General features: G+C 66.8%; 20 protein-coding genes and 1 tRNA gene. 11 read left to right on the top strand and 10 right to left on the bottom strand.

Annotation, left to right across the window (positions count from 1 at the left end; translation table 11 throughout):
• The first annotated feature begins 180 nt into the window (after positions 1 to 180).
• Positions 181 to 257: transfer RNA gene (locus tag GUI70_RS07390), tRNA-Met, on the top strand.
• 47 nt (positions 258 to 304) lie between these two features.
• On the opposite strand, the gene GUI70_RS07385 is transcribed toward GUI70_RS07390, so the two are convergent.
• Both GUI70_RS07385 and GUI70_RS07380 read right to left on the bottom strand, forming a co-directional pair.
• A complete protein-coding gene (locus tag GUI70_RS07385) occupies positions 305 to 775 on the bottom strand; it encodes a P-loop nucleotide/nucleoside kinase family protein (RefSeq protein WP_161881659.1) in 471 nt (156 codons plus the stop codon).
• A 1-nt stretch (position 776) separates the two neighbouring features.
• On the bottom strand, positions 777 to 1,049 hold the full coding sequence (locus GUI70_RS07380) for a rhodanese-like domain-containing protein (RefSeq protein ID WP_161881658.1): 273 nt from the start codon (positions 1,047 to 1,049) through the stop codon (positions 777 to 779).
• Positions 1,050 to 1,105: 56 nt separating this feature from the next.
• Here GUI70_RS07380 and GUI70_RS07375 point away from each other — a divergent pair, with 56 nt between their 5' ends.
• The 3 genes from GUI70_RS07375 to GUI70_RS07365 all read left to right on the top strand — a co-directional run bounded on the left by GUI70_RS07375 (position 1,106) and on the right by GUI70_RS07365 (position 2,615).
• A complete protein-coding gene (locus GUI70_RS07375; protein ID WP_161881657.1) occupies positions 1,106 to 1,420 on the top strand; it encodes a rhodanese-like domain-containing protein in 315 nt (104 codons plus the stop codon).
• Positions 1,417 to 1,788 carry a metal-sulfur cluster assembly factor gene (locus GUI70_RS07370; protein WP_161881656.1) on the top strand — a complete coding sequence of 124 codons (372 nt, stop codon included), beginning with the start codon at positions 1,417 to 1,419 and terminating at the stop codon, positions 1,786 to 1,788. The genes GUI70_RS07375 and GUI70_RS07370 overlap by 4 nt, the downstream gene beginning before the upstream one ends.
• Positions 1,789 to 1,859: 71 nt before the next feature.
• The gene (locus GUI70_RS07365) at positions 1,860 to 2,615 is read left to right on the top strand and encodes a class I SAM-dependent methyltransferase (RefSeq protein ID WP_237724770.1); all 756 of its coding nucleotides are present in this window, start codon (positions 1,860 to 1,862) and stop codon (positions 2,613 to 2,615) included.
• A 1-nt stretch (position 2,616) separates the two neighbouring features.
• Here GUI70_RS07365 and GUI70_RS07360 read toward each other — a convergent pair whose 3' ends face one another.
• Positions 2,617 to 3,858 (bottom strand): MFS transporter, encoded by a 1,242-nt coding sequence (locus tag GUI70_RS07360; RefSeq protein ID WP_161881655.1) that lies wholly within the window; start codon positions 3,856 to 3,858, stop codon positions 2,617 to 2,619.
• Positions 3,859 to 3,949: 91 nt separating this feature from the next.
• Positions 3,950 to 4,789, bottom strand: coding sequence for an NAD-dependent epimerase/dehydratase family protein (locus GUI70_RS07355; protein ID WP_237724769.1), 840 nt, complete (start codon positions 4,787 to 4,789; stop codon positions 3,950 to 3,952).
• Positions 4,790 to 5,003: 214 nt separating this feature from the next.
• Between GUI70_RS07355 and GUI70_RS07350 the strand changes: the two genes are divergently transcribed.
• On the top strand, positions 5,004 to 6,656 hold the full coding sequence (locus GUI70_RS07350) for a DUF937 domain-containing protein (protein WP_161881654.1): 1,653 nt from the start codon (positions 5,004 to 5,006) through the stop codon (positions 6,654 to 6,656).
• A gap of 72 nt (positions 6,657 to 6,728) precedes the next feature.
• Here the strand turns inward: GUI70_RS07350 and GUI70_RS07345 are convergent, their stop codons facing one another.
• The gene (locus tag GUI70_RS07345; protein ID WP_161881653.1) at positions 6,729 to 7,631 is read right to left on the bottom strand and encodes a glutaminyl-peptide cyclotransferase; all 903 of its coding nucleotides are present in this window, start codon (positions 7,629 to 7,631) and stop codon (positions 6,729 to 6,731) included.
• A gap of 99 nt (positions 7,632 to 7,730) precedes the next feature.
• Entirely contained in the window at positions 7,731 to 7,931 is a 201-nt protein-coding gene (locus GUI70_RS07340) for a helix-turn-helix domain-containing protein (RefSeq protein WP_161881652.1), read from the bottom strand.
• Positions 7,932 to 8,529: 598 nt separating this feature from the next.
• Between GUI70_RS07340 and GUI70_RS07335 the strand changes: the two genes are divergently transcribed.
• From GUI70_RS07335 to GUI70_RS07315, 5 genes are all read left to right on the top strand, one after another.
• Entirely contained in the window at positions 8,530 to 9,309 is a 780-nt protein-coding gene (locus tag GUI70_RS07335) for a DUF554 domain-containing protein (RefSeq protein ID WP_161881651.1), read from the top strand.
• 79 nt (positions 9,310 to 9,388) lie between these two features.
• The gene (locus GUI70_RS07330) at positions 9,389 to 10,651 is read left to right on the top strand and encodes an aspartate aminotransferase type Ic (RefSeq protein WP_161881650.1); all 1,263 of its coding nucleotides are present in this window, start codon (positions 9,389 to 9,391) and stop codon (positions 10,649 to 10,651) included.
• Between the two features lie 44 nt (positions 10,652 to 10,695).
• Positions 10,696 to 10,986 (top strand): Asp-tRNA(Asn)/Glu-tRNA(Gln) amidotransferase subunit GatC, encoded by a 291-nt coding sequence (gatC, locus tag GUI70_RS07325; RefSeq protein WP_161881649.1) that lies wholly within the window; start codon positions 10,696 to 10,698, stop codon positions 10,984 to 10,986.
• Between the two features lie 75 nt (positions 10,987 to 11,061).
• Positions 11,062 to 12,327 carry a serine--tRNA ligase gene (gene serS, locus GUI70_RS07320; RefSeq protein WP_161881648.1) on the top strand — a complete coding sequence of 422 codons (1,266 nt, stop codon included), beginning with the start codon at positions 11,062 to 11,064 and terminating at the stop codon, positions 12,325 to 12,327.
• Between the two features lie 15 nt (positions 12,328 to 12,342).
• On the top strand, positions 12,343 to 13,110 hold the full coding sequence (locus tag GUI70_RS07315) for an SDR family oxidoreductase (protein WP_161881647.1): 768 nt from the start codon (positions 12,343 to 12,345) through the stop codon (positions 13,108 to 13,110).
• A 34-nt stretch (positions 13,111 to 13,144) separates the two neighbouring features.
• Here GUI70_RS07315 and GUI70_RS07310 read toward each other — a convergent pair whose 3' ends face one another.
• Together GUI70_RS07310 and GUI70_RS07305 are read right to left on the bottom strand one after the other, a co-directional pair.
• Positions 13,145 to 14,125, bottom strand: coding sequence for an NADPH:quinone oxidoreductase family protein (locus GUI70_RS07310; protein WP_161881646.1), 981 nt, complete (start codon positions 14,123 to 14,125; stop codon positions 13,145 to 13,147).
• Positions 14,126 to 14,174: 49 nt separating this feature from the next.
• Positions 14,175 to 14,870 carry a histidine phosphatase family protein gene (locus tag GUI70_RS07305; protein ID WP_161881645.1) on the bottom strand — a complete coding sequence of 232 codons (696 nt, stop codon included), beginning with the start codon at positions 14,868 to 14,870 and terminating at the stop codon, positions 14,175 to 14,177.
• A gap of 147 nt (positions 14,871 to 15,017) precedes the next feature.
• Between GUI70_RS07305 and GUI70_RS07300 the strand changes: the two genes are divergently transcribed.
• Positions 15,018 to 15,854: an EamA family transporter gene (locus GUI70_RS07300; protein ID WP_161881644.1), complete on the top strand. Its 837-nt coding sequence runs from the start codon at positions 15,018 to 15,020 to the stop codon at positions 15,852 to 15,854.
• A 94-nt stretch (positions 15,855 to 15,948) separates the two neighbouring features.
• Here GUI70_RS07300 and GUI70_RS07295 read toward each other — a convergent pair whose 3' ends face one another.
• Together GUI70_RS07295 and dnaG are read right to left on the bottom strand one after the other, a co-directional pair.
• Entirely contained in the window at positions 15,949 to 16,728 is a 780-nt protein-coding gene (locus tag GUI70_RS07295; RefSeq protein ID WP_161881643.1) for an endonuclease III domain-containing protein, read from the bottom strand.
• Positions 16,729 to 16,812: 84 nt separating this feature from the next.
• Entirely contained in the window at positions 16,813 to 18,570 is a 1,758-nt protein-coding gene (gene dnaG, locus GUI70_RS07290; RefSeq protein WP_237724768.1) for a DNA primase, read from the bottom strand.
• Positions 18,571 to 18,668 lie beyond the last annotated feature (98 nt).

Here is an 18,668-nt window from a genome sequence, read left to right as displayed (position 1 = left end):
AAGCGCTGTTAATGCCCGGCCCCACTTGCGGCCAAGAAGAAACTATACAGGGCCAGGGGTCGAAGAAGCAAGGACCGGCCTGACCCCACTTTGCGCCACCGCGATTCCCATCACAGTTGACACTTTGGCAGCCGGGGAGTACTATTCCTGAGCGCCGGAAAACGGGGCGAAAGCAGTTAACGCAGGGTAGAGCAGTCTGGTAGCTCGTCGGGCTCATAACCCGGAGGTCGCAGGTTCAAATCCTGTCCCTGCAACCAAAGATAAACACCCCAGTCCAAGTGGCTGGGGCTTTTTTTGCCCCCGCTCAGAACACCGAAACGTGCGTCTCGTCCGGCTCCAGGGCCTCGAAGCGCGGGCGAAACAGGTCGTAGGTGTTCTCGGCGATGGAGAGACTGGCCGGCCCGGCGTTGCGCTGCCGGATACGCTCGCGGGCCAGTGGCTCGGGGGTGTTCAACGCATAGATCGTGAGCGGCACGCCGAGCGCATCCGCCTGAGCACGCAGTTCGCCGCGCTCGCGGCGAGTCCACAGCCCCTCGTCCAGAACGACTGGCAAGCCCAGGGCCAGGGCGCGGGTCCAGTAAAGCTGCATCAGACCAGCGATCCGTGAGCGGTATTCAGCGAAGTCAGCGGCAGGCGGGTCCTGGCCGTGGAGGGCGACCATCCACTCGTCGCTGGAAAACCGCATGGCGGGCAACTCGGCTTCCAAGCGGCGGGCCAGCGTGGTTTTGCCGCTTCCCAGAAAGCCGTGCAGGGCGTGAATGGCGGGGCCGCTCATCTCATGACCGCCGCAGGGCTGGGACGCCGCCTGGGAGGGCCACCGCCTCCAGTCCGTCGGCGCGCAGAAAGCGGGCGGCCAGCGTGCTGCGAATGCCGCGCTCGCAGACGACGATGAGCGGGCCGTCAGCGGCGCTCAGGTGATGCTCGCCCTCCTCGATCTGGGCCAGGGTCACCGCGCGGCTGGGGTTGGGCAGCAGTGCCGAAAGCGGCTCGGCAGTTCGCAGCGGGTCGGGGCGCAGATCGATGACGAGGTGCTGAGGATCGAGCAGCATAGGGATAGTTTAGGCGACTCACAATACCGAGTGGGCCGCTCAGGTATGCTGATCTCATGAACGAAGTCAGCCCCCAGGAAGCCCAGACCCGCATGAACGACGGTGCGCTGCTCATTGACGTGCGCGAGGCCAACGAATACCAGGAAGTCCACGCCCAGGGCGCAACCCTGATGCCGCTGAGCGAGTTCGCAGCGAGGTACAATGAATTGCCCAGAGACAAAGAGCTGGTGATGATCTGCCGCAGCGGAGCACGCAGCGCCCAGGCCACCCAGCACCTGCTGGACAACGGCTACCAGCAGGTTTCCAACCTCAAGGGCGGCACCCTGGCCTGGCAGGAAGCGGGCCTGCCCACCCAAGAGGGAACGGCATGAGCGACGACACCGCCCCCGGCATTAACGCTGCCGCCGCACCTACCCTGGCGGGCCTGCCCAGCGAGGCGCAGGTGCTGGAATCCCTGAAGGTGGTCAAGGACCCGGAAATTCCGGTGAACGTGGTCGATCTGGGCCTGATCTACGGCGTGGACATTACCGCCGAGGGCGTGGTGGACGTGACCATGACACTGACCTCGGTGGGCTGCCCGGTGCAGGACCTGATCCGCTCCGACGCCGAGATGGCCGTGATGCGCCTGGACGGGGTCAACCGGGTGAACGTGGAGTTCGTGTGGACGCCGCCCTGGAGTCCCGAGAAGATGACCGACGACGGCAAGCGCCAGATGAGGATGTTCGGCTTCAGCATCTGAGCCGCGCTTTCTGAGACGCCCTGGCCCCTGCGCTGGGGCGTTTTTGCTGCCTGGCCGCTAGAGTTGGGGGCGTGACCAATCCCTTTCTCAGTGCCGACGGAGCCGCTCGCTACGCTGCCGGACGGCCCGATGTGCAGCCGCTGGTCCTGGAACGGGTCAGACCGTTTCTGATGGGTACGGCCCTGGGCGTGGACGTGGCCTGCGGCACCGGGCAGTGCAGCGTGGCGCTGGCGGAACTGGTCGACGAGGTCCGGGCGTTCGACATTTCAAAGGCGATGCTGTCCCATGCCCGGCTCCACCCGCGCGTGAGCTATGCCCTCTCCCCTGCCGAGACACTGCCGCTGCCAGATCAATTCGCCGACGTGATGACGGTGTTCATGGCCTTTCATTGGCTGGAGCGCGACGCTTTTTTGCAAGAAGCGCGGCGCGTACTGAAACCGGGCGGCGTGCTGGCAATTTGCGACAGTTGGTTTGCGGCAGATGAACTGGTGGGGAAACCGGAGTTCACGGTGGGGATGGCTCAGTACGGAGCACGCTACCCCACGCCTGAGCGCGACCGCCGCCCCTTCGGCGAGACCGAGGCGCAGGCCGCCGGATTTTCGTTTCGAGCTGAGAAATTCACCCATCTGGTGCCTTTTAGCCAGGATCAATTGGTGGCTTACCTGCTCACCCACAGCAACACCATCGCCGTGACTGATGCCGGGCGCGAGACGCCGCAGGAGGTCGCGGCATGGTTGCGTCAGCATTTCGCCCACCTGCTGCCGGACGGCGAGGTGGGCGAGTTCGTGTTCGGGGCCGAAATCAAAGCTCTGATGCCGCTGGACTGACTTACCCCGGGGCGGGCGTCCTGACCTGGGGCCGGGCCAGCGCCACCACCGCCAGCAGCGCCACCAGCACGCCCCCGCTGAAGATATAGGGCGCGTGGTGACTGACACTCTGATACAGGCCGGTGCCGATCAGCGGGCCGGTCATGCGCCCCAGCGCCAGCGCCGAGGAATTGAGACCCGCCACCTGCCCCTGCTGGTGTTCGTTGACGCTCAGCGACAGGGCCGCAGACAGGCTGGGGCCGAGAATGGCGCTGCCGATGCCGATCAGGGCCAGCGATCCTGCCATGGTCCAGAACACGCTGGCCGCACTCAGGGCGAACATACCCGCGCCCATCACGATTAGGCCCGCCGGAATCAGCATGGTCGGCGACAGCTTCTTGCTGAGGGGCCGGATCGCGCCGCCCTGCACCGCCGCCGAGATCAGCCCGAAGAGGGCCAGCATCCCGCCGACGACCTGCGGGGTCTGGGCCACCGTCAGGTGCAGATTGTCCTGCACGTAAAAGCTGATGGTCTGCTCCATGCCCACCGAGGCCAGCGTGAAGAGGGCACTGATCACCAGAAACACGACGATCGGGCCGCGTGCCAGCGCGAAACGGTTGCCCGCAGCGGGGGCCGAGGTGCCGGGCTCGCGGGTTTCACGTAGGGTCAGCCGCGCCAGCAGCGCCGTGACTAGCCCCAGTCCGGCACTGAAGTAGACCGGCACGGTCAGGCCGAAGTTGGCCAGCACCCCGCCCAGGCCCGGCCCGAAGATGACGCCCAGCCCGAAGGCCGCGCCGATCAGGCCCATGGCGGCGGCGCGGTTGCCCCTATCGGTCAGATCGGCCATCATCGCCTGGGCAGTGGGCAGGGTGGCGCTCGACAAAATGCCTCCCAGGAAGCGCGCCCCGACCAGCAGCCCGAACAGCAGGGTGCTGCTGAGCACCCCGCGCAGTCCCAGGTCGGCAACGATGGCAAATAGCCCGAAACTCAGCGAGAAACCGATGAGGCCCATCACCAGCACCGGCTTGCGGCCAATACGCTCGGAGCGCGCGCCCCAGATCGGGCTGAACACGAACTGCATCAAGCTGTAGGCAGTGGAAAACCAGCCGGTCTGCGATTCGCTCAGGCCAAGTTGCCGCGAAAGCGGCCCGAAAATCGGGAACAGCACCGACAGGCCCAGCATCGCCACGAAGATGGTCAGAAACAAGATCAGTTTGGCGCGGCCCAGGTGGGCGGGCGGCGGCGTGAGGGTGGAGGCGCTCATAAGAGCGAGTCTACTCCGCCATGCTGACCGAACGGTAAGTCAAAAAACACTGTGCGCACCCCTGTCCTGATTCCCCCTCTGACTGCGCCGCTCATGACCCGTCCCCGGCGCGGCCCCGGTAGTCCGGCTCGGTGAAAATGCCGCCCTGAAAGCGCGCCGCGTTGCTTTGCAGCGGGGAAATGAGATGCTCGACCTCGGCGGCGTACTCCTCGGCGTTATCTTCGGGTTCGTAGCCCAGCACGTCCCAGCCGTCCGGATTCATCCATCTCCGGGTGTTGGCGCTGATGCCTGCCACCGTCAGGTAGGTCACGCCCGGCGCGTCAATGGCCCGCCGGAACAGTTGCGCGGCGTCGCGCGGCGAGAGCCAGGTGGCCAGGTTGCGGGCCTCGCGGGGCCGCTCCAGAAACGAGCAGATCCGCACCGCGACGAATTCCAGGCCGTAGCGGTCGACGTACATCCGGCCCAGCGCCTCGCCGAAAACCTTGCTGACGCCGTAGAAGCTATCGGGGCGCACCGGGGCGTCCATCCCGATGGGTTCACGGGGTGCGTATCCGACGGCGTGGATGCTGGAGGCGAAGGCCACCCGGCGCACCCCACATAACCGCGCTGCTTCCAGCAAGTTGGCGGTGCCGTCCATGTTCACGGCGCGAATCACCGGATAAGTGTCCTCGTCGGGAATACCGCCCAGATGAATCACGGCGTCCATGCCCTGCGTGGCTCCCCGCAGCGCTGCCGGGTCGGTCAGGTCGGCAGGGTACAGTTCCTCGCCCGCTGCGGCAGGCGGCAATCCGGCGAGCGCGGCAGGCAGGTCGCTCAGGCGCAACAGGTCGTAGTGGCCGCGCAGATGCTCGCGCAGGGTCGTGCCGATGTGTCCCGCTGCGCCAGTCAGCAGCACACGCCGGGGGCGGGACATGGATGGGGTGGGCGTCATGACTTCAGCCTAGTCCTTCGGCGGCGGACGTTCGTCCGGAGCTGGTGTGGGCCCGCCCTCAAGGCGAGCTATGGACTTTCTAAGGCTTGCCTTCGGGCCGCCGCCTGAAGCGTGTGGAAGAATCCAGTACACCCAGTCAGGCTGGCCGCTCGCCTTGAGCGCTTGTTCCGGCAACGACACTGACCCGACCACACTGGCTCGACCACGGAGGCTTATGGAACTTCTCGACTTTCTGAACACCCAGTTCAGCGGCCCGCTGGCCCAACGCCTCGGCGCTCAGGTGGGTCTGGCTCCCGAGGCGGCGCGCCAGGCCCTGAATGCCCTCTGGCCGCTGCAACTCGACGCCCTGACAACCCACGCCCAGGACCCGGCAGGCGCGCAGCAAGTGCTCGATCTGGCGGCCAGCGTGCCGGGCGGCCCGGTGGGTCCTTTGGTGGAGCGCCCCGGCAGCCTGGACGATCTGGAACGGCTGGGGCGCTCCTCGGCCCCGCTGCTGCTGGGCGGCAACGAAGCGCTGATCACCGGGCAGGTGGCGGCCGCCACAGACGCCCCTGAGTCGGGGGTAGCGCGGCTGGGGCAACTCAGCTTGCCGCTGCTGCTCAAGTTGCTGCTGGAGTACGCCCGCAGCAACTCGCTGGGCGCGGCGGGCCTGGGAGCACTGCTGCTCTCGCTGCGGCCCCACCTGGCGACCTGGTTGCCCGCCGCCCTCGCGCCACTGCTGGGCACCTTCGCAGTTCCCTCAGTGCCGATCCGTCCAGCCACGCCGCCCCGGGACGATGAGCGGCGGCGGCGCGGAGCGGGCTGGCTGTGGGCCATTCCGCTGGCGCTGCTGCTGCTGGCGGGCGGCTGCTATCTGGCCACTCAGAACCGCAACAGCACGGCCCAGGGCACGGCAACAGGCGAGGCTGCTGGGGCGCTGCGCGTCACCGAACCGGCAGCGGGCGTGGCCCTGCCTGCCGCCCCCTTCACCATGCGCGGGCAGGGGAAGGCGGGCGATCAGGTCGTCATCAAGGACACGGGCAACCAGATTAGTGGCGCCGAGGTTGGGCCGGACGGCACCTGGAGCGCCCAGATCGCTGCCCCCAGCTCTGGCCAGCACACCTACGAGGCCCAGAACACGGCGGGCGACGTGGCCCAGCTTCAGGTCACGGTGGGCGACGGAGCAGCGGACACAGAATCGGGTACCACAGGGGACACCGGAAGTGGTAGCGCAGCAAATGGCACGGCGACGACTCCCGGCACAGACACCGGCAGCATAGCCGCAGACACCAGCAACGCCGCCAGCGATTCAGCCACCACGGACACCGGGACCACAGGCACCAGTGCGGCGGCTAGCAGCGCCAGCGCACCCACCATTAATGCGCCGCTCGGCAATGTCACCGGAGCCTTCGACCTGACCGGCAGCGGGGTGGCCGGTCAGAGCGTGACCGTCTACGAGGACGGTGCGGATATCGGCACGGCCACGGTGGACACCGGCGGCCAGTGGACGCTCAATGTGCCCTCGCCCGCCGCCGGAGCGCACCAGTACGAGGTGCGCGGCGAGGGTGGTCAGGCCAGCACCCGCGTCACGGTGGGCGCGGCCAGCGGCGGGGCGGTCGCCTGCGATCAGGATTTTACCCTCTCGCTGCAAGACGGCCAGAATGTGACCTCACCGTTTCGTTTCGGCGGGCAGGGGTCGGGCAGCGGCTACAACGTCAGCGTCAAGCGCGGCGAGCGCACCGTCGGCACCAAGCGGTTGCCGCTGAGCACGGCCTGCGGTTGGAGCTACGCCAGCAACCCCGGCAAGGGCGAGATCACCTACGTGGTGCGCCCCGGCACCGACCGGGCGGCCACGCCGATCAGCACCATCACCCTGAACGTGAAGTAGCCTACCGACCCTACGAAGCGGGGCGCTGAACGTTGATCTCAGCGCCCCGCTTCTCGTGTAGTCGCCAGCACATCAGGGCAGTTTGACCTCAAAGGTCAGCGGCCAGCGCTTGCCGGTCAGCAAAAGGGTCCCCCTGGCGGCATTGAAGGCAATACCGTTGGGCACGTCGTCGAAGCCCAGTTGCCGCCCCGCTCTGGCAGCGGCGGCCTGCGCCTCGCGGGCCAGATTGGTCACGTCAATCCAGGCGGTGACTTTGCCGGACTGCGGGTCGATGCGGGCCACCTTGTTGCTGAGCCAGATGTTGGCGTAGACGCTGCCGCCCGCGTATTCCAGTTCGTTGAGATTGGTGATGCCTGCGCCCCGGTCGACCACCCGGACCCGGCGGGTCACGGCGAAGGTATCGGGGTCGCGCCACATCAGCGTATCGGAGCCGTCACTCATGATCAGCGATTTGCCGTCGTTGGTCAGCCCCCAGCCCTCGCCCCGGTAGCGCAGCTGCCCCAGGCTCCGCAAGTTCTGGGCGTCGTAGAGATACACCAGGCCGTCTTGCCAGGTGAGCTGATACACCACATCATTCAGCACCGTCAGGCCCTCAGAGAAGATCTTGTTGCTCGGTGGCGCGCGGCGCTGCGTGACCTCGCCGGTCTGCGGGTTGGTGCGCCGGATACTGCTCTCGCCCACCAGTCCAGTGCTCTCAAACAGCACGCCGCCCACCAGTTCCAGGCCCTCAGTGAAGGCCGCCGGGTCGTGCGGAAACCTTCCCACCACTCGGGGCGTCAGGATGGGGGTGCCAGGCACGGCAGCGGGCGCGGCTTTGGAACTGGATGTGGGCGCAGGAGGGGTCATGGTAGGAGCCGGGGTGGGGGCGGGCAGCGAGGCTTTGATGGATGGAGGCGGCGAAGTGGACAGTCCCGGCGTGGCCGCCTGCGCGGGCAACGACAGCAGCAGTCCGAGCAGGAGGGCGCGGCGCGTCATACCGCTCAGCATAGAAGGGTGAGCGCCAACAAACGTCCGCCTTTTGGCGCAGGCGGCCTTAACCTTCGGACCAGGCGACCGGGCGACCGGAGAAGTGATTCAAGCGGCCAGCAGATCCAGACCCAGAAAGCGCCACAGCGTCCGGCGCGGGACCCGAATGCCCGAGGGGCTTTCCACCGCGGGCATTCGGCCCTCGCGAATCCAGCGGCGCACGGTGCGTTCGTGGGTGCCGGTAAATTCAGCAACTTCGCTGACTTTCAGGAGCTTGGGCAGGGTCTGGAACTGTTCGCTTAGGGTCACATGATCCTCCAGGCGGGGTAAGCAGAGCTGAAGCGGGAGACGTGGGGTAGGCAGAGACAACGAAAAGAGGCCGCCACGAGGCAGCCTCCGTAAAATTGAGTGTTTGTTCTGAACGAAACCGGGTTGAACGTGCAGCGCAGTGTCCGGCGTGACCTGACCGCCAGGCCCACCGAAGCAGGACAGCCGGAACCACGGGCGCGGTTGAAAACAGCCGGGAGCGTTCAACTTGCCCCTCAGTATAACAGCAGATGTCAGGGGGCGTTCAGCCGACATTGGGGGAACTTGGGAATCCCCCCCGACGCCAGGGACACGGTTCCAGCCGGTGAATCCACCGCTGCGCTCAGGACCCGTGCCCCAGACCAACCCGCCGATCGGTACGGCAACTCGAAGCGCTTGCTGACCCGGTGGCGGGTTATCCAACGTCCCAAGACCCGCTGTACCGGGCAGGCGCTGGGGGCCATGACATCACTGTCCAGAAGTAGCTGAGGTTGATCCAGACGCTCTGATATTACTGAGGCTGGGTATGAACGCGAGCGCTTCGGCCTGGCTCACGTGCCGTCCTGGGGCCGAACCGACCCGCCGCGCTAGCATGGCGCGCATGTCGCTCCTCGCTCAGCTCTCCGGCACCTTGATCAACACTGCCACGGTGATCGTCGGCTCCGGGCTGGGCCTGCTGCTCGGGAGCCGCCTGCCAGCCCGCACCCAGCGAACCCTACTGCAAGTCCTGAGCCTGGTGACGCTGTATATCGGACTGGGCATGGCCAGCAGTCTGGGCAGCGTCAAGGGCGGGCCGGTGCCGGGCGTCATTCTGGCGCTGATCGGGCTGGCGCTCGGCGCGGTCATCGGCGAGGCACTCAACTTGGAAGACCGGCTCTCGCAGCTCGGCGATACCCTCAAGCGCCGGATGCGCGGCGGGGGCCAGTTCACCGAAGGGTTCGTGGCGGCCTCGCTGCTGTTTTGCGTGGGGCCGCTGACCATCGTGGGCGGCCTTCAAAACGGCCTGACCGGCGACAGCAGTTCGTATGTGCTCAAGGCCACCCTCGACGGCATCTCGTCACTGGCGCTGGCAAGCGTCTACGGGGTGGGCGTGCTGCTCAGCGCCGCCGCTGTGCTGGTCATTCAGGGCAGCATCGCGCTGGCCTCGGGCGGGCTGGCCGGGCTGCTGCTGGGCGGGGCCGATCCGGCGACCCTGAATAGCAATCCGTATGTGCTCATCATCACCGGTGCGGGCGGACTGATGATCGTGGGCATCGGCTGGAACCTGATGCTGGCGGGCCTGGGCTTCGGGGAAGAGCACCGGGTGCGGGTGGGCAGCTTTCTGCCGGCCCTGATCGCCGCTCCGCTGCTGCTGTGGGCGGCGCGGCTGGTCTGGGCCTGAGCCGGTCTCGTCGGCTGTTGAGCCGAATGCCATAGACGTTCTCGCCCGCTGCGCCCGGCGCAGACCGTAAGCTGAACCCATGACTGCCCGTGACGACGTGTCGGCCCAGCAACAGTACGACGCCCTGAAAGCCAGACAGCTCAAGCTCAACATGCAGCGCGGTCAGCCGAGCGACGCCGACTTCGACCTCAGCAACGGGCTCATCGACGTGCTGCGGCGCGGCGATTACATGGCCGGGAACCTCGACACCCGCAACTATCCCGGCGGCGTCCACGGTCTGCCCGAGGCCCGCGAACTGTTCGGTCACTACCTCGACGTTCCCGCCGCGCAGGTGATCGTCTGGAACAACGCTAGCCTGGAACTCCAGAGCTTCGTGCTGACGGCGGCACTGCTGCACGGCCTCAGGGCCAGTCCCCAGCCCTGGGTGCGTCTGAGCGGCAAACCCAAGATGATCGTGACCGTGCCGGGCTATGACCGTCACTTCCTGCTGCTCGAAACGCTGGGCTACGACCTGCTGACCGTGCCGATGCAGGACGACGGCCCCGACCTCGACGCCGTGGAGGAGCTGGTTCAGGACGAACTCGTCAAGGGCATGCTGTTCGTGCCCACCTACAGCAACCCCAGCGGCGAGACCATCAGCGCAGGCAAAGCAAGGCGGCTGGCACAGCTCAAGGCGGCGGCTCCCGACTTCACCATCTTCGCCGACGACGCTTACCGGGTGCATCACCTCTTCGAGCACAACCGCGACGTGCCGGTCAACCTGGTCAAGTTGTGCGCCGAGGCCGGGCACCCGGACCGGGCCATCGTATTTGCCTCGACCAGCAAAATCACCTTCGGCGGCGCGGGCCTGGGCTTTCTGGCCAGCAGCGAGGCCAACATCGCTTACCTCGCCAAGTTGCTGAGCGTGCAGAGCATCGGCCCCAACAAAATTGAGCAGCTGCGGCACGTGCGGTTTCTCTCGCAGTATCCCGGCGGCCTGGACGGCCTGATGAAAGACCACGCCAAGCTGCTGGCTCCCAAGTTCCAGGCCGTGTACGACGCCCTGGAGGCCGAACTCGGCGCGGCGGGCGAGTACGCCAGCTGGAAGACCCCCAGGGGCGGCTATTTTGTCAGCCTGGACACCGCGCTGCCCGTCGCGGACCGGGTGATCGCCCTGGCCGAGGCTGCCGGGGTGAGCCTGACCCCCGCCGGAGCCACCTATCCGGGCGGCGTCGACCCGCACAACACCAACATCCGCCTCTCGCCCAGTCGCCCGCCCGTCGAGGAAGTGCGCGAGGCGATGCAGGCGGTGGCGGTGTGCATCAAGCTGGCGAGCGAGGAATACCGCGCCGCACACGGCTGAGCTGCCGGAGTTGGGTGGCCGCTCTTTCACTTACAATGACGCCCATGATCGACGCCGCCGAAATGAACCACCTGACTGAGCTGGCCCGGCTGGACCTGGCCGAGGTCGAGGCCGAGCAACTGCGCGGTGAACTCAACGCCATTCTGGGCTACTTCGAGCAGCTTCAGGCCGTCAATACCGAGGGTGTGGAGGAAATGCAGCGCCCGGTGGCCCTCGTCAACGTGATGCGCGACGACGTACCCGGCGAGATGCTGCCGCACGCCACGCTAGAAAGTCTGGCCCCGGAAATGCAGGGCGGCTTCGTGAAGGTGCCGCGCACGGTGGAAGCGGAGTGAGGTGGAATAGTGCTGGGCCGACTCAGCGCCCGATCAGCCACCAAGCGGAACGCCCACTCCCCGAAAGGAACCCAAATGCTTGATCTCAAATTCATCCGGGACCATTCCGGTCTGGTCAAAGACGCCATCCGGGTCAAACACATCAACCTCGATCTGGACGAGCTGCTCAGGATTGACCGCGAACTGCTGGCCGTGCGCCAGCGGGTCGAAACCTTGCAGGCCGAGCGCAACGCCAACGCCAAGGCCGTGCCCAAAGCCAGCAAGGAGGAAAAGCCCGAGCTGATCGAGAAGGGCAAGGCGCTGGGCGAGGAGATCAAGGCGCTGGAACCGGCGCTGCGGGCCCACGAGGACGCCCTGCGCCAGCTGCTGCTGCGCGTGCCGAATCTCCCGCTGCCCGGCGTGCCGGAGGGCGTGGACGACTCGGACAATGTGGAGCTGCGGCGCGAGGGAACGCTGCCCAGCTTCGACTTCACGCCGCTCGATCACGTGGCCCTGCTCGACCAGCACGGCTGGGCCGACGCCGAGCGGGTGGCCCGCGTCTCGGGCAGCCGCAGTTACCTGCTGAAGGGCGAGGCTGCCCTCTTGGAGCAGGCCATTTTGACGTTCGCCATGACCTACCTCGCGGACCGGGGCTTCACGCCGCTCTCGACCACCGCGCTGGTGCGGCCCGAGACACTGGTGGCGACCGGCCATTTCCCCGGCGGCGAGGATCAGGTCTACAAGATCGAGGGCGAGGATCTGATGCTGGCCGGAACCGCCGAGGTGCCGGTCAACAGCCTGTATGCGGGCGAGATTCTGGCCGAGAGCGAGTTGCCGGTGACGCTGGCGGCCCTCTCCGCTGCTTTCCGCAGCGAGGCCGGGTCGGCGGGGCGCGACGTGCGCGGCCTGATCCGCGTTCACGAGTTTCGCAAGGTCGAGCAGTACGTCATCTGCCGGGCCGATCAGGCCGAGGCGCTGAAATGGTTCGAGACGCTGCTGGCCAACGCCGAGGGCATCCTCAGGGCCTTGGAACTGCCTTACCGCGTGGTGCAGAACTGTACCGGCGATATGGGCGCGGGCAAGGCGCTGATGTACGACATTGAGGCGTGGGTGCCGTCCGAGCAGCTTTACCGCGAAACGCACTCGTGCAGCTACCTGGGCGACTGGCAGGCGCGGCGCACTGGCCTGCGTTACCGGGGCGAGGACGGCAAACCGCAGTTTGCGCACACGCTGAACAACACCGGCATCGCCGTGCCGCGCATTCTGGTGCCGTTTCTGGAAAACCACCAGCAGGCCGACGGACGCATCAGGATACCGGCGGCGTTGCAGGGGTTCCTGGGCGGGAAGGCGTTTATCGGGTAAGGAGGTGCTTCGAAGATGGTCACTGGACGAATTCTCGTCACAGGTGCAACCGGCCATCTGGGCCGCAGGGTCGCACATGAGTTGGTGCAGTCAGGCCAAACAGTCCGCGTGCTGACCCGCCAGCGTCCGGCACACCCTGACGCCCGCTATGAATGGGCCGAGGGCAATTACATCAGCGGCGATGGACTGGCGCAGGCCTTTGAAGGTGTGGACGAGGTGTTGCACCTAGCCCATGATCCGCAGCACCCGGAGCGCGATTTGACCGGGGTTGCACGGCTGCACAGCTTTGGGCTGGCCGCAGGGATTCGGCACTTCACCCAGGTCGGCATCGTCGGGGCCGCGCAGGTGCCCGGCTTTCCGTACTATGCGGCCAAAGCCCAGGCCGAAGAATTGCTACTGAAAAGTGGGCTGCACGCTTCTATTTTTCAGGCCACACAATTTCATTCTTTCGTGTACCCGCTGCTCGCCAAATTGGAGCGCCTGCCCTTGCTGCTGGTTCCCACTGGACTGTTGCAACCTGTGGACATCGGCGAGGTGGCCGCCGCCCTGTCACGGCATGTCCTCAAGCGTCAACCCATAACGGAACGATTCGCCGGGCCGGAAGTTCTGACCATCGCCGAGCTGGCTGAGCAGATGCTAGCGGCCAAGCATCAACACAAGCCGGTCGTGTCCATCGGCTTGCCGCTCGCGGCGTTCCAAGCCGTTCGAAAGGGCGTCCTGACCGCGCCGCAAATGGCACGCGGCCAGCGCACATTCGCCGAGTGGCTCCGCCTGAAGGCCTGAGAACAAGTCGGCCATGCTGCCCCTGATGCTCCTCTCACCGCTGCGGCTCAATCACCGCCTTGCCGGTCACCTTGCGCCCGGCCATGTCCTTGAGCGCTTGCGGCACATCCGAGAGCGCGTAGCGGGCGGAGATGTGCGGTTTGACTTTGCCCTCGCCCATCCAGGTCAGGAGCTGGCGGAGGTTGGCGAGGTTCTTTTTCGGGTCGCGTCGGGCGAACTCGCCCCAGAACACGCCCACCACCGACGCGCCCTTGAGCAGCGGCAGATTGAGCGGTAGCGCCGGAATGTCACCCTCGGCAAAGCCCACCACCAGGTACTTGCCGCCCCAGGCAATGCTGCGAAAGGCCGGTTCGGCCAGCTTGCCGCCCACCGGATCGTAAATGACGTCCGGCCCCTGGCCCCCGGTCAGCGCCTTGAGGGTTGAACGCAAATCCTGATCGGCGTAGTTGATGGTCTCGTCGGCTCCGTTTTGGCGGCACAGTTCGAGCTTCTCGTCCGTCGAGGCCGCCGCGATGACCCGCGCGCCCAGCGCCTTACCGATCTGCACCGCCGCCAGCCCCACGCCGCCCGCTGCACCCAACACCAGCAGAATCTGCCCGGCTTTCAGCTCGGCCCGGTCGATCAGGGCGTGGGCCGAGGTGCCGTAAGCGAGTGGCAGGGCGGCGCCCTCGGCAAAGTCCACTCCGTCCGGCAGCGGAAAGGTAGCGCTGGCCGGAGCCTTGACCTGCTGGGCAAAGCCGCCGAGCTGCACGAACGAGGCGACCCGCTGCCCGACCTGAAGGTGCGTGACGCTCTCCCCCACCGCCGTCACCAGGCCCGCGACTTCCGCGCCGGGTGTGAACGGCAACTCGGGGCGCATCTGGTACTTGCCCTGAATCATCAACACGTCAGGAAAGTTGAGCGGCGCGGCGTGAACCTCGATCACGACCTCGCCGGGGCCGGGTGTGGGGTCGGGCAGGGTGCTGAGTTCGAGGTCGTCGGGTGGGCCGAGGTGGGTACACTGAACAGCTTGCATGGAATCTCCTTGGATGAATGTCGAGAAAGAGGACGAGCAATCGTGCCGCTTACCGCCAGCTGCGCAGTTCTTCCGGCAGGTGCCCGGTTTCGTTGAAGGTATCGAGGCTGACGCGCCCACCCCCGTAGGTCAATCGGGTGATGGAAGCGTTTTTGACACGCCAGTTGAGCGCGAGGGCCGTACTGGGCGGAGCCTTGAGCACGCCCGCCACCACGCTGCCGATGACGCCGCCGGAGGTGAAGGCCAGCACGGTTGCACCCGAGAGCCGGAGCAGGTCGCGCGCCGACGCCTGCACCCGCGCCTGGAAGTCGGCCCAGGATTCCAAATCGGGGTGCAGCAGATCGCCTTGCAGGTAGCGGGCCGTCAGCGGCTCCAGCATGGCCTGAAGGTGCTTGTTGCGCTGGGGCCCGGACTTTTCCTGCTCGAAGGTGCGGGCGAGCCGGGCGAACTCAGGGGCAAGTTCGGCCAGCAGCGGCGCGAGATGGTGCAGCAGGCCGTCGCCGTCATACTCGGCCAGGCGGGCGTCCTCGCTGAGTGCGGGCCAGTCCGAAGCCTCGGCGGCGATCAGGGCGCTGCGGCGCTGGCGTACCAGCGGGCCGTGCAAGACGTGGGTGACGCCCAGCCCCTCCGAGCGCAGCGCTTCACCGACCCGGCGTGCTTGCGCCTGGCCCAGTTCGCTCAGGCGGTCGGTGTCGGCCTCAAACGGGGTGGCCTGTCCGTGACGGATCAGCAGCAGTTGGCTCAATGGGCCTCCAGAAAAAGTCGGAACTTGAGAACGTCCGCACTCTAACCTGTCCGACAGGTACGCTTCAAGCCGCCAAAGGCTCTGGTCTTTGCGGCCCCGCCGCCACTGGGCCCGCAGCATGGATGGCACAGCCGCTACACTCGCGTGATGAATCCTGCCCTCCTCGGTCTCTTCTCGGCGCTCACCTACGGGGTGGGCGATTTTCTGGCGGGGCTGGCCAGCCGCTCTGACCCACCGCTGAGGGTCGTGGCCCTCTCACACCCGCTGGCCGCCCTCGCCCTGGCTTTGGTGGCCGCCATGCTGGGCCAGCCACTGCCGCCGACTGGCGATCTGCTGTGGGGCGCGTCGGCGGGCGCGGTGGGGCTGGTGGCGGTGCTGGCCTTCTACAAAGCGCTGGCCGTCGGGCCGATGGGCGCGGTGTCGGTGGGCGCGGGCGCACTCTCGGCAGCGGTGCCGGTGGCGGTGGGCGTGCTGGGCGGCGAGGCGCTCGGCACCCTCGGTTGGCTGGGCGCGGCGCTGGTGCTCGTCGGCACGGCGCTACTGAGTTTCGCGCCGGGTGTGGGGCCAAAAGGCGCGCCGGGCCAGAGCGGTGTGGGCCTGGGCCTCCTGGCCGGGTTGGGGTTCGGCTTCTTCTTCGTGATGCTGGGGCAGGCCCAGACCCCCTCCGGCACCCTCTGGACGCTGACCGCCGCCCGCACCACCAGTTCGCTGATCGCGCTGCCGATCACCATCTTCACAGTGGGCCTCAAGCCGCGCAAACCCGCACTGATCCTGGGGTCTGCGCCGGGCGATCTACTGGGCAATCTGTTTTACCTGCTCTCGGTACAGGGTGGTGGCCTGGCCATCGGCGCGCTGCTGACCAGTCTGTATCCCGCCTTCACCACCCTGCTGGCGGTGGGTGTGTTGCGCGAGCGGCTGCGGCGCACCCAGTGGGGCGGCGTGGTGCTGGCCCTCGCTGGCGCGGCGTTGCTGACGGCAAAGTGAAGTCGTCAGGACTGGAGAGTAGGTTCTGCTGTTCGGGCGGCTCAGTGCTGTCTCGAACGTCAAGACACGTCACCTCGCCCTTCCCGTGACCGCCTCAATCCTGCACCGGGTTCGCCGTCTCACCCACCTGCCCCAGCCTGGCTTGACCTGTCGGGCACTGACCCAGCACGGCGCAGCGCCCACAAGCGGGATTGGCGAAAAAGCAGCACTGCTGGCCATGCATCATCAGCACCTCGTGGTGGTCGTAGACCTGCTGGGCGTCCCAGCCCTCGGGCAGCAGCCGCTCAAGCAGCGCGTGAGACGGCCCCACGGCGGTCCCGGAAGGAATCAGCTCCAACCGCAGGGCCACCCGGTGGTGGTGCGAGTCCACCGGCATGGCGGGCATGCGCAATCTGGAAAACAGTAGGGTGGCCGCGCTCGTCTTGGGACCGACGCCGGGGATACTCTCCAGCCACGCTCGGGCCTGTGGGACGCCCAGCTCGCCCAGAAAATCGAGGTTCAGTGCTCCCCTGCGTTCGCTCACCTCGTGCAACACGGCCTGGAGACGCGGGGCCTTTTGCTCCGGCCAGGTGCTGGCGCGAATGGCGTGCTGAATGTCTGTCACAGGGGCGTCGCGCACGGCTTCCCAGGTCGGAAACGCCGCCCGCAGACTGCTCAGGGCCCTGGCCGTATCGGCATTCTTGGTGCGGTGAGACAGCAGATTGCTCACCAGGCTGCTGAGCGGATCACTCTCGGAGAAAAACGGCACCGGACAGCCGTAGACCCCGCAGAGCGTGTGGTGAACAGTGAGCGCTTTCGCCTTCAGCGCCGCCAGATCTTCCAGCGGCTCAAACAGCGGGGCGGGCTGGCGGCGAGCTGTGGAAGGCTTGGTCATACTGAGGCAGTCTAGAAAGTCGGTCCGGTCCACTTCGTGCCCTGGCGTCACTTCTTAAAAAAGGGCCAACGTCGCTGGAGATTTTTACGCCTGCACCCGCCGGACCCGCTTCTCGGCTTCGATGGCCCGCTGCAACTCGGAAATCTGCACCAGCAAGGCCCGCTGCTCGGCGGCGGAAGCACTCGACATCTGCTGGGCCAGCAGGTCTTTTTCAACCTTGAGCGACTCGATGCTGCGCCCCGACTGAATGTCCTCGACGGCGGCGGCGGCGTAGGCCCCCACCTTCTGCTCGAACTGCTCGGTGGCCGCCCGGCTGTGGGCGCGGGGATCGCGGCCCTCGAACAGCAGTCGGATCAGCAGTTGTTCCTCAGGCTGACCCCGGAAGACCTCCAGAATCTCCTCGCTGCTCTTCGCACCGCGCGCGGCCAGCATCACCTTCTTGACCGTCTCGTTGTGCCAGGGCAACTGGCCGTCGAGCTTGGCGAGCAGCGCGGGGGCCAGCAGAATCTGGCGCAGCAGGGCCAGCTCGTGGTCGCCCTGCGGCGTGTTAGACATGCCCGCCAGGTGGGTATCGGTGAGGGTCTTGCGCTTGGCCTTGTTGGCGATCCAGTCGCTGAGGGCTTCGGGCTTCAGGCCCAGCGGATCGCAGGCCAGCCGCCGCATCTCACGGGCGCTCTCGTCGAAGGGATCGAGGTTTTGCATGCGCGGCAGGAGTTCCATCAGAATGCGCCGTTTGGCCTCGGAGGTCGCCACGCCGTACTTCTGCACGGCGGCCTCCACCCGGTAATGCACCTCGTCCAGTCCACTCGCCAGCGCCTGCCGAATGGCGTGCAGCTCTCCGGCCATCACCGCGTCGGCGGGGTCCTTGCCGCTCGGCACCCGGGTGGCGCGCACCCGCAGCTTGCTGCCCACCACCTGATCGAGTCCGGATAAGGTGGCTTTCAGGCCCGCCTCGTCGCGGTCGAACATCAGGGCCAGTTTCTGAATGTCGAGCCGCGCCAGCAGGGTCGCGTGGTCGGCAGTGAGCGCCGTGCCCAGGGTCGCCGCCGCCGTCTCGAATCCGGCCTGGTGCAGGGCGATCACGTCCATGTAGCCTTCCACCACGATCAGCTCACCGCCGCCGTCGGGGCTGGCCTGCTGGGCGGCGCTGCGGGCGAAGTTCAGGCCGTAGAGCAGCTCACCCTTCTTGAACGCCTCCGTCTCGGGCGTGTTGAGATATTTGGGCTTCTCGTCGCCGAGCACCCGGCCCCCGAAGCCCACCAGCCGCCCGAGGTGGTCGCGAATCGGGAACATCACCCGGCCCCGGAAGCGGTCGTAGACCCGCCCGGTCTGGGTGTTCTCTGAGAGCAGGCCCGCTTCCAGCAGTTGCCGGTCCGTCAGGCCGCGCGTGCGGGCGAGACTCAGCAAACCGTCCCAGCCGTCCGGGGCGTAGCCGAGTTCGAACTTGGCAATCGTCTCCTCGGTCAGGCCGCGCGCGCGGAAGTAGTCCAGGCCCGGCCCCGGCAGGTGGCTGCGGAAATACTCCAGCGCGAAGGCGTTCACGTCGTAGATATCGCGGCTGCTGCGCTCACCGTAGCGGGTCTCGACGGTGACGCCCGCCTGCTCGGCCAGCTTGCGCAGGGCATCGCCGAAACTCAGGTTCTCGGTGCGCTGCACGAACGAGAACAGATCGCCGCCCGCCTTGCAACCGAAGCAGTAGTAGTACCCCTGCTCGGTGTCGACCTGAAAGCTGGGGGTCTTCTCGTTGTGAAACGGGCACAGGCCCTTCAGGCGGCCCTTGCCCGCCGGGGTGAGGCTCACATACTGTCCCACCACGTCGGCGATATTCAGCCGCTCGCGCACTTCCTCCTTGGTTCCGATGTGTCCTCACCCCCTCTTGCGACCCCGATTGCCGAAAACAGGGCAGCGCCAGACGAAGTGTCCAGCGCCGTCAATGTTGC

The sequence above is a fragment of the Deinococcus alpinitundrae genome, from assembly GCF_009982895.1.
GTDB classification, from domain to species: Bacteria; Deinococcota; Deinococci; order Deinococcales; family Deinococcaceae; genus Deinococcus; species Deinococcus alpinitundrae.
Note: the sequence above shows the minus strand (reverse complement) of the source record. Positions and strands in the feature narration are given on the sequence as shown.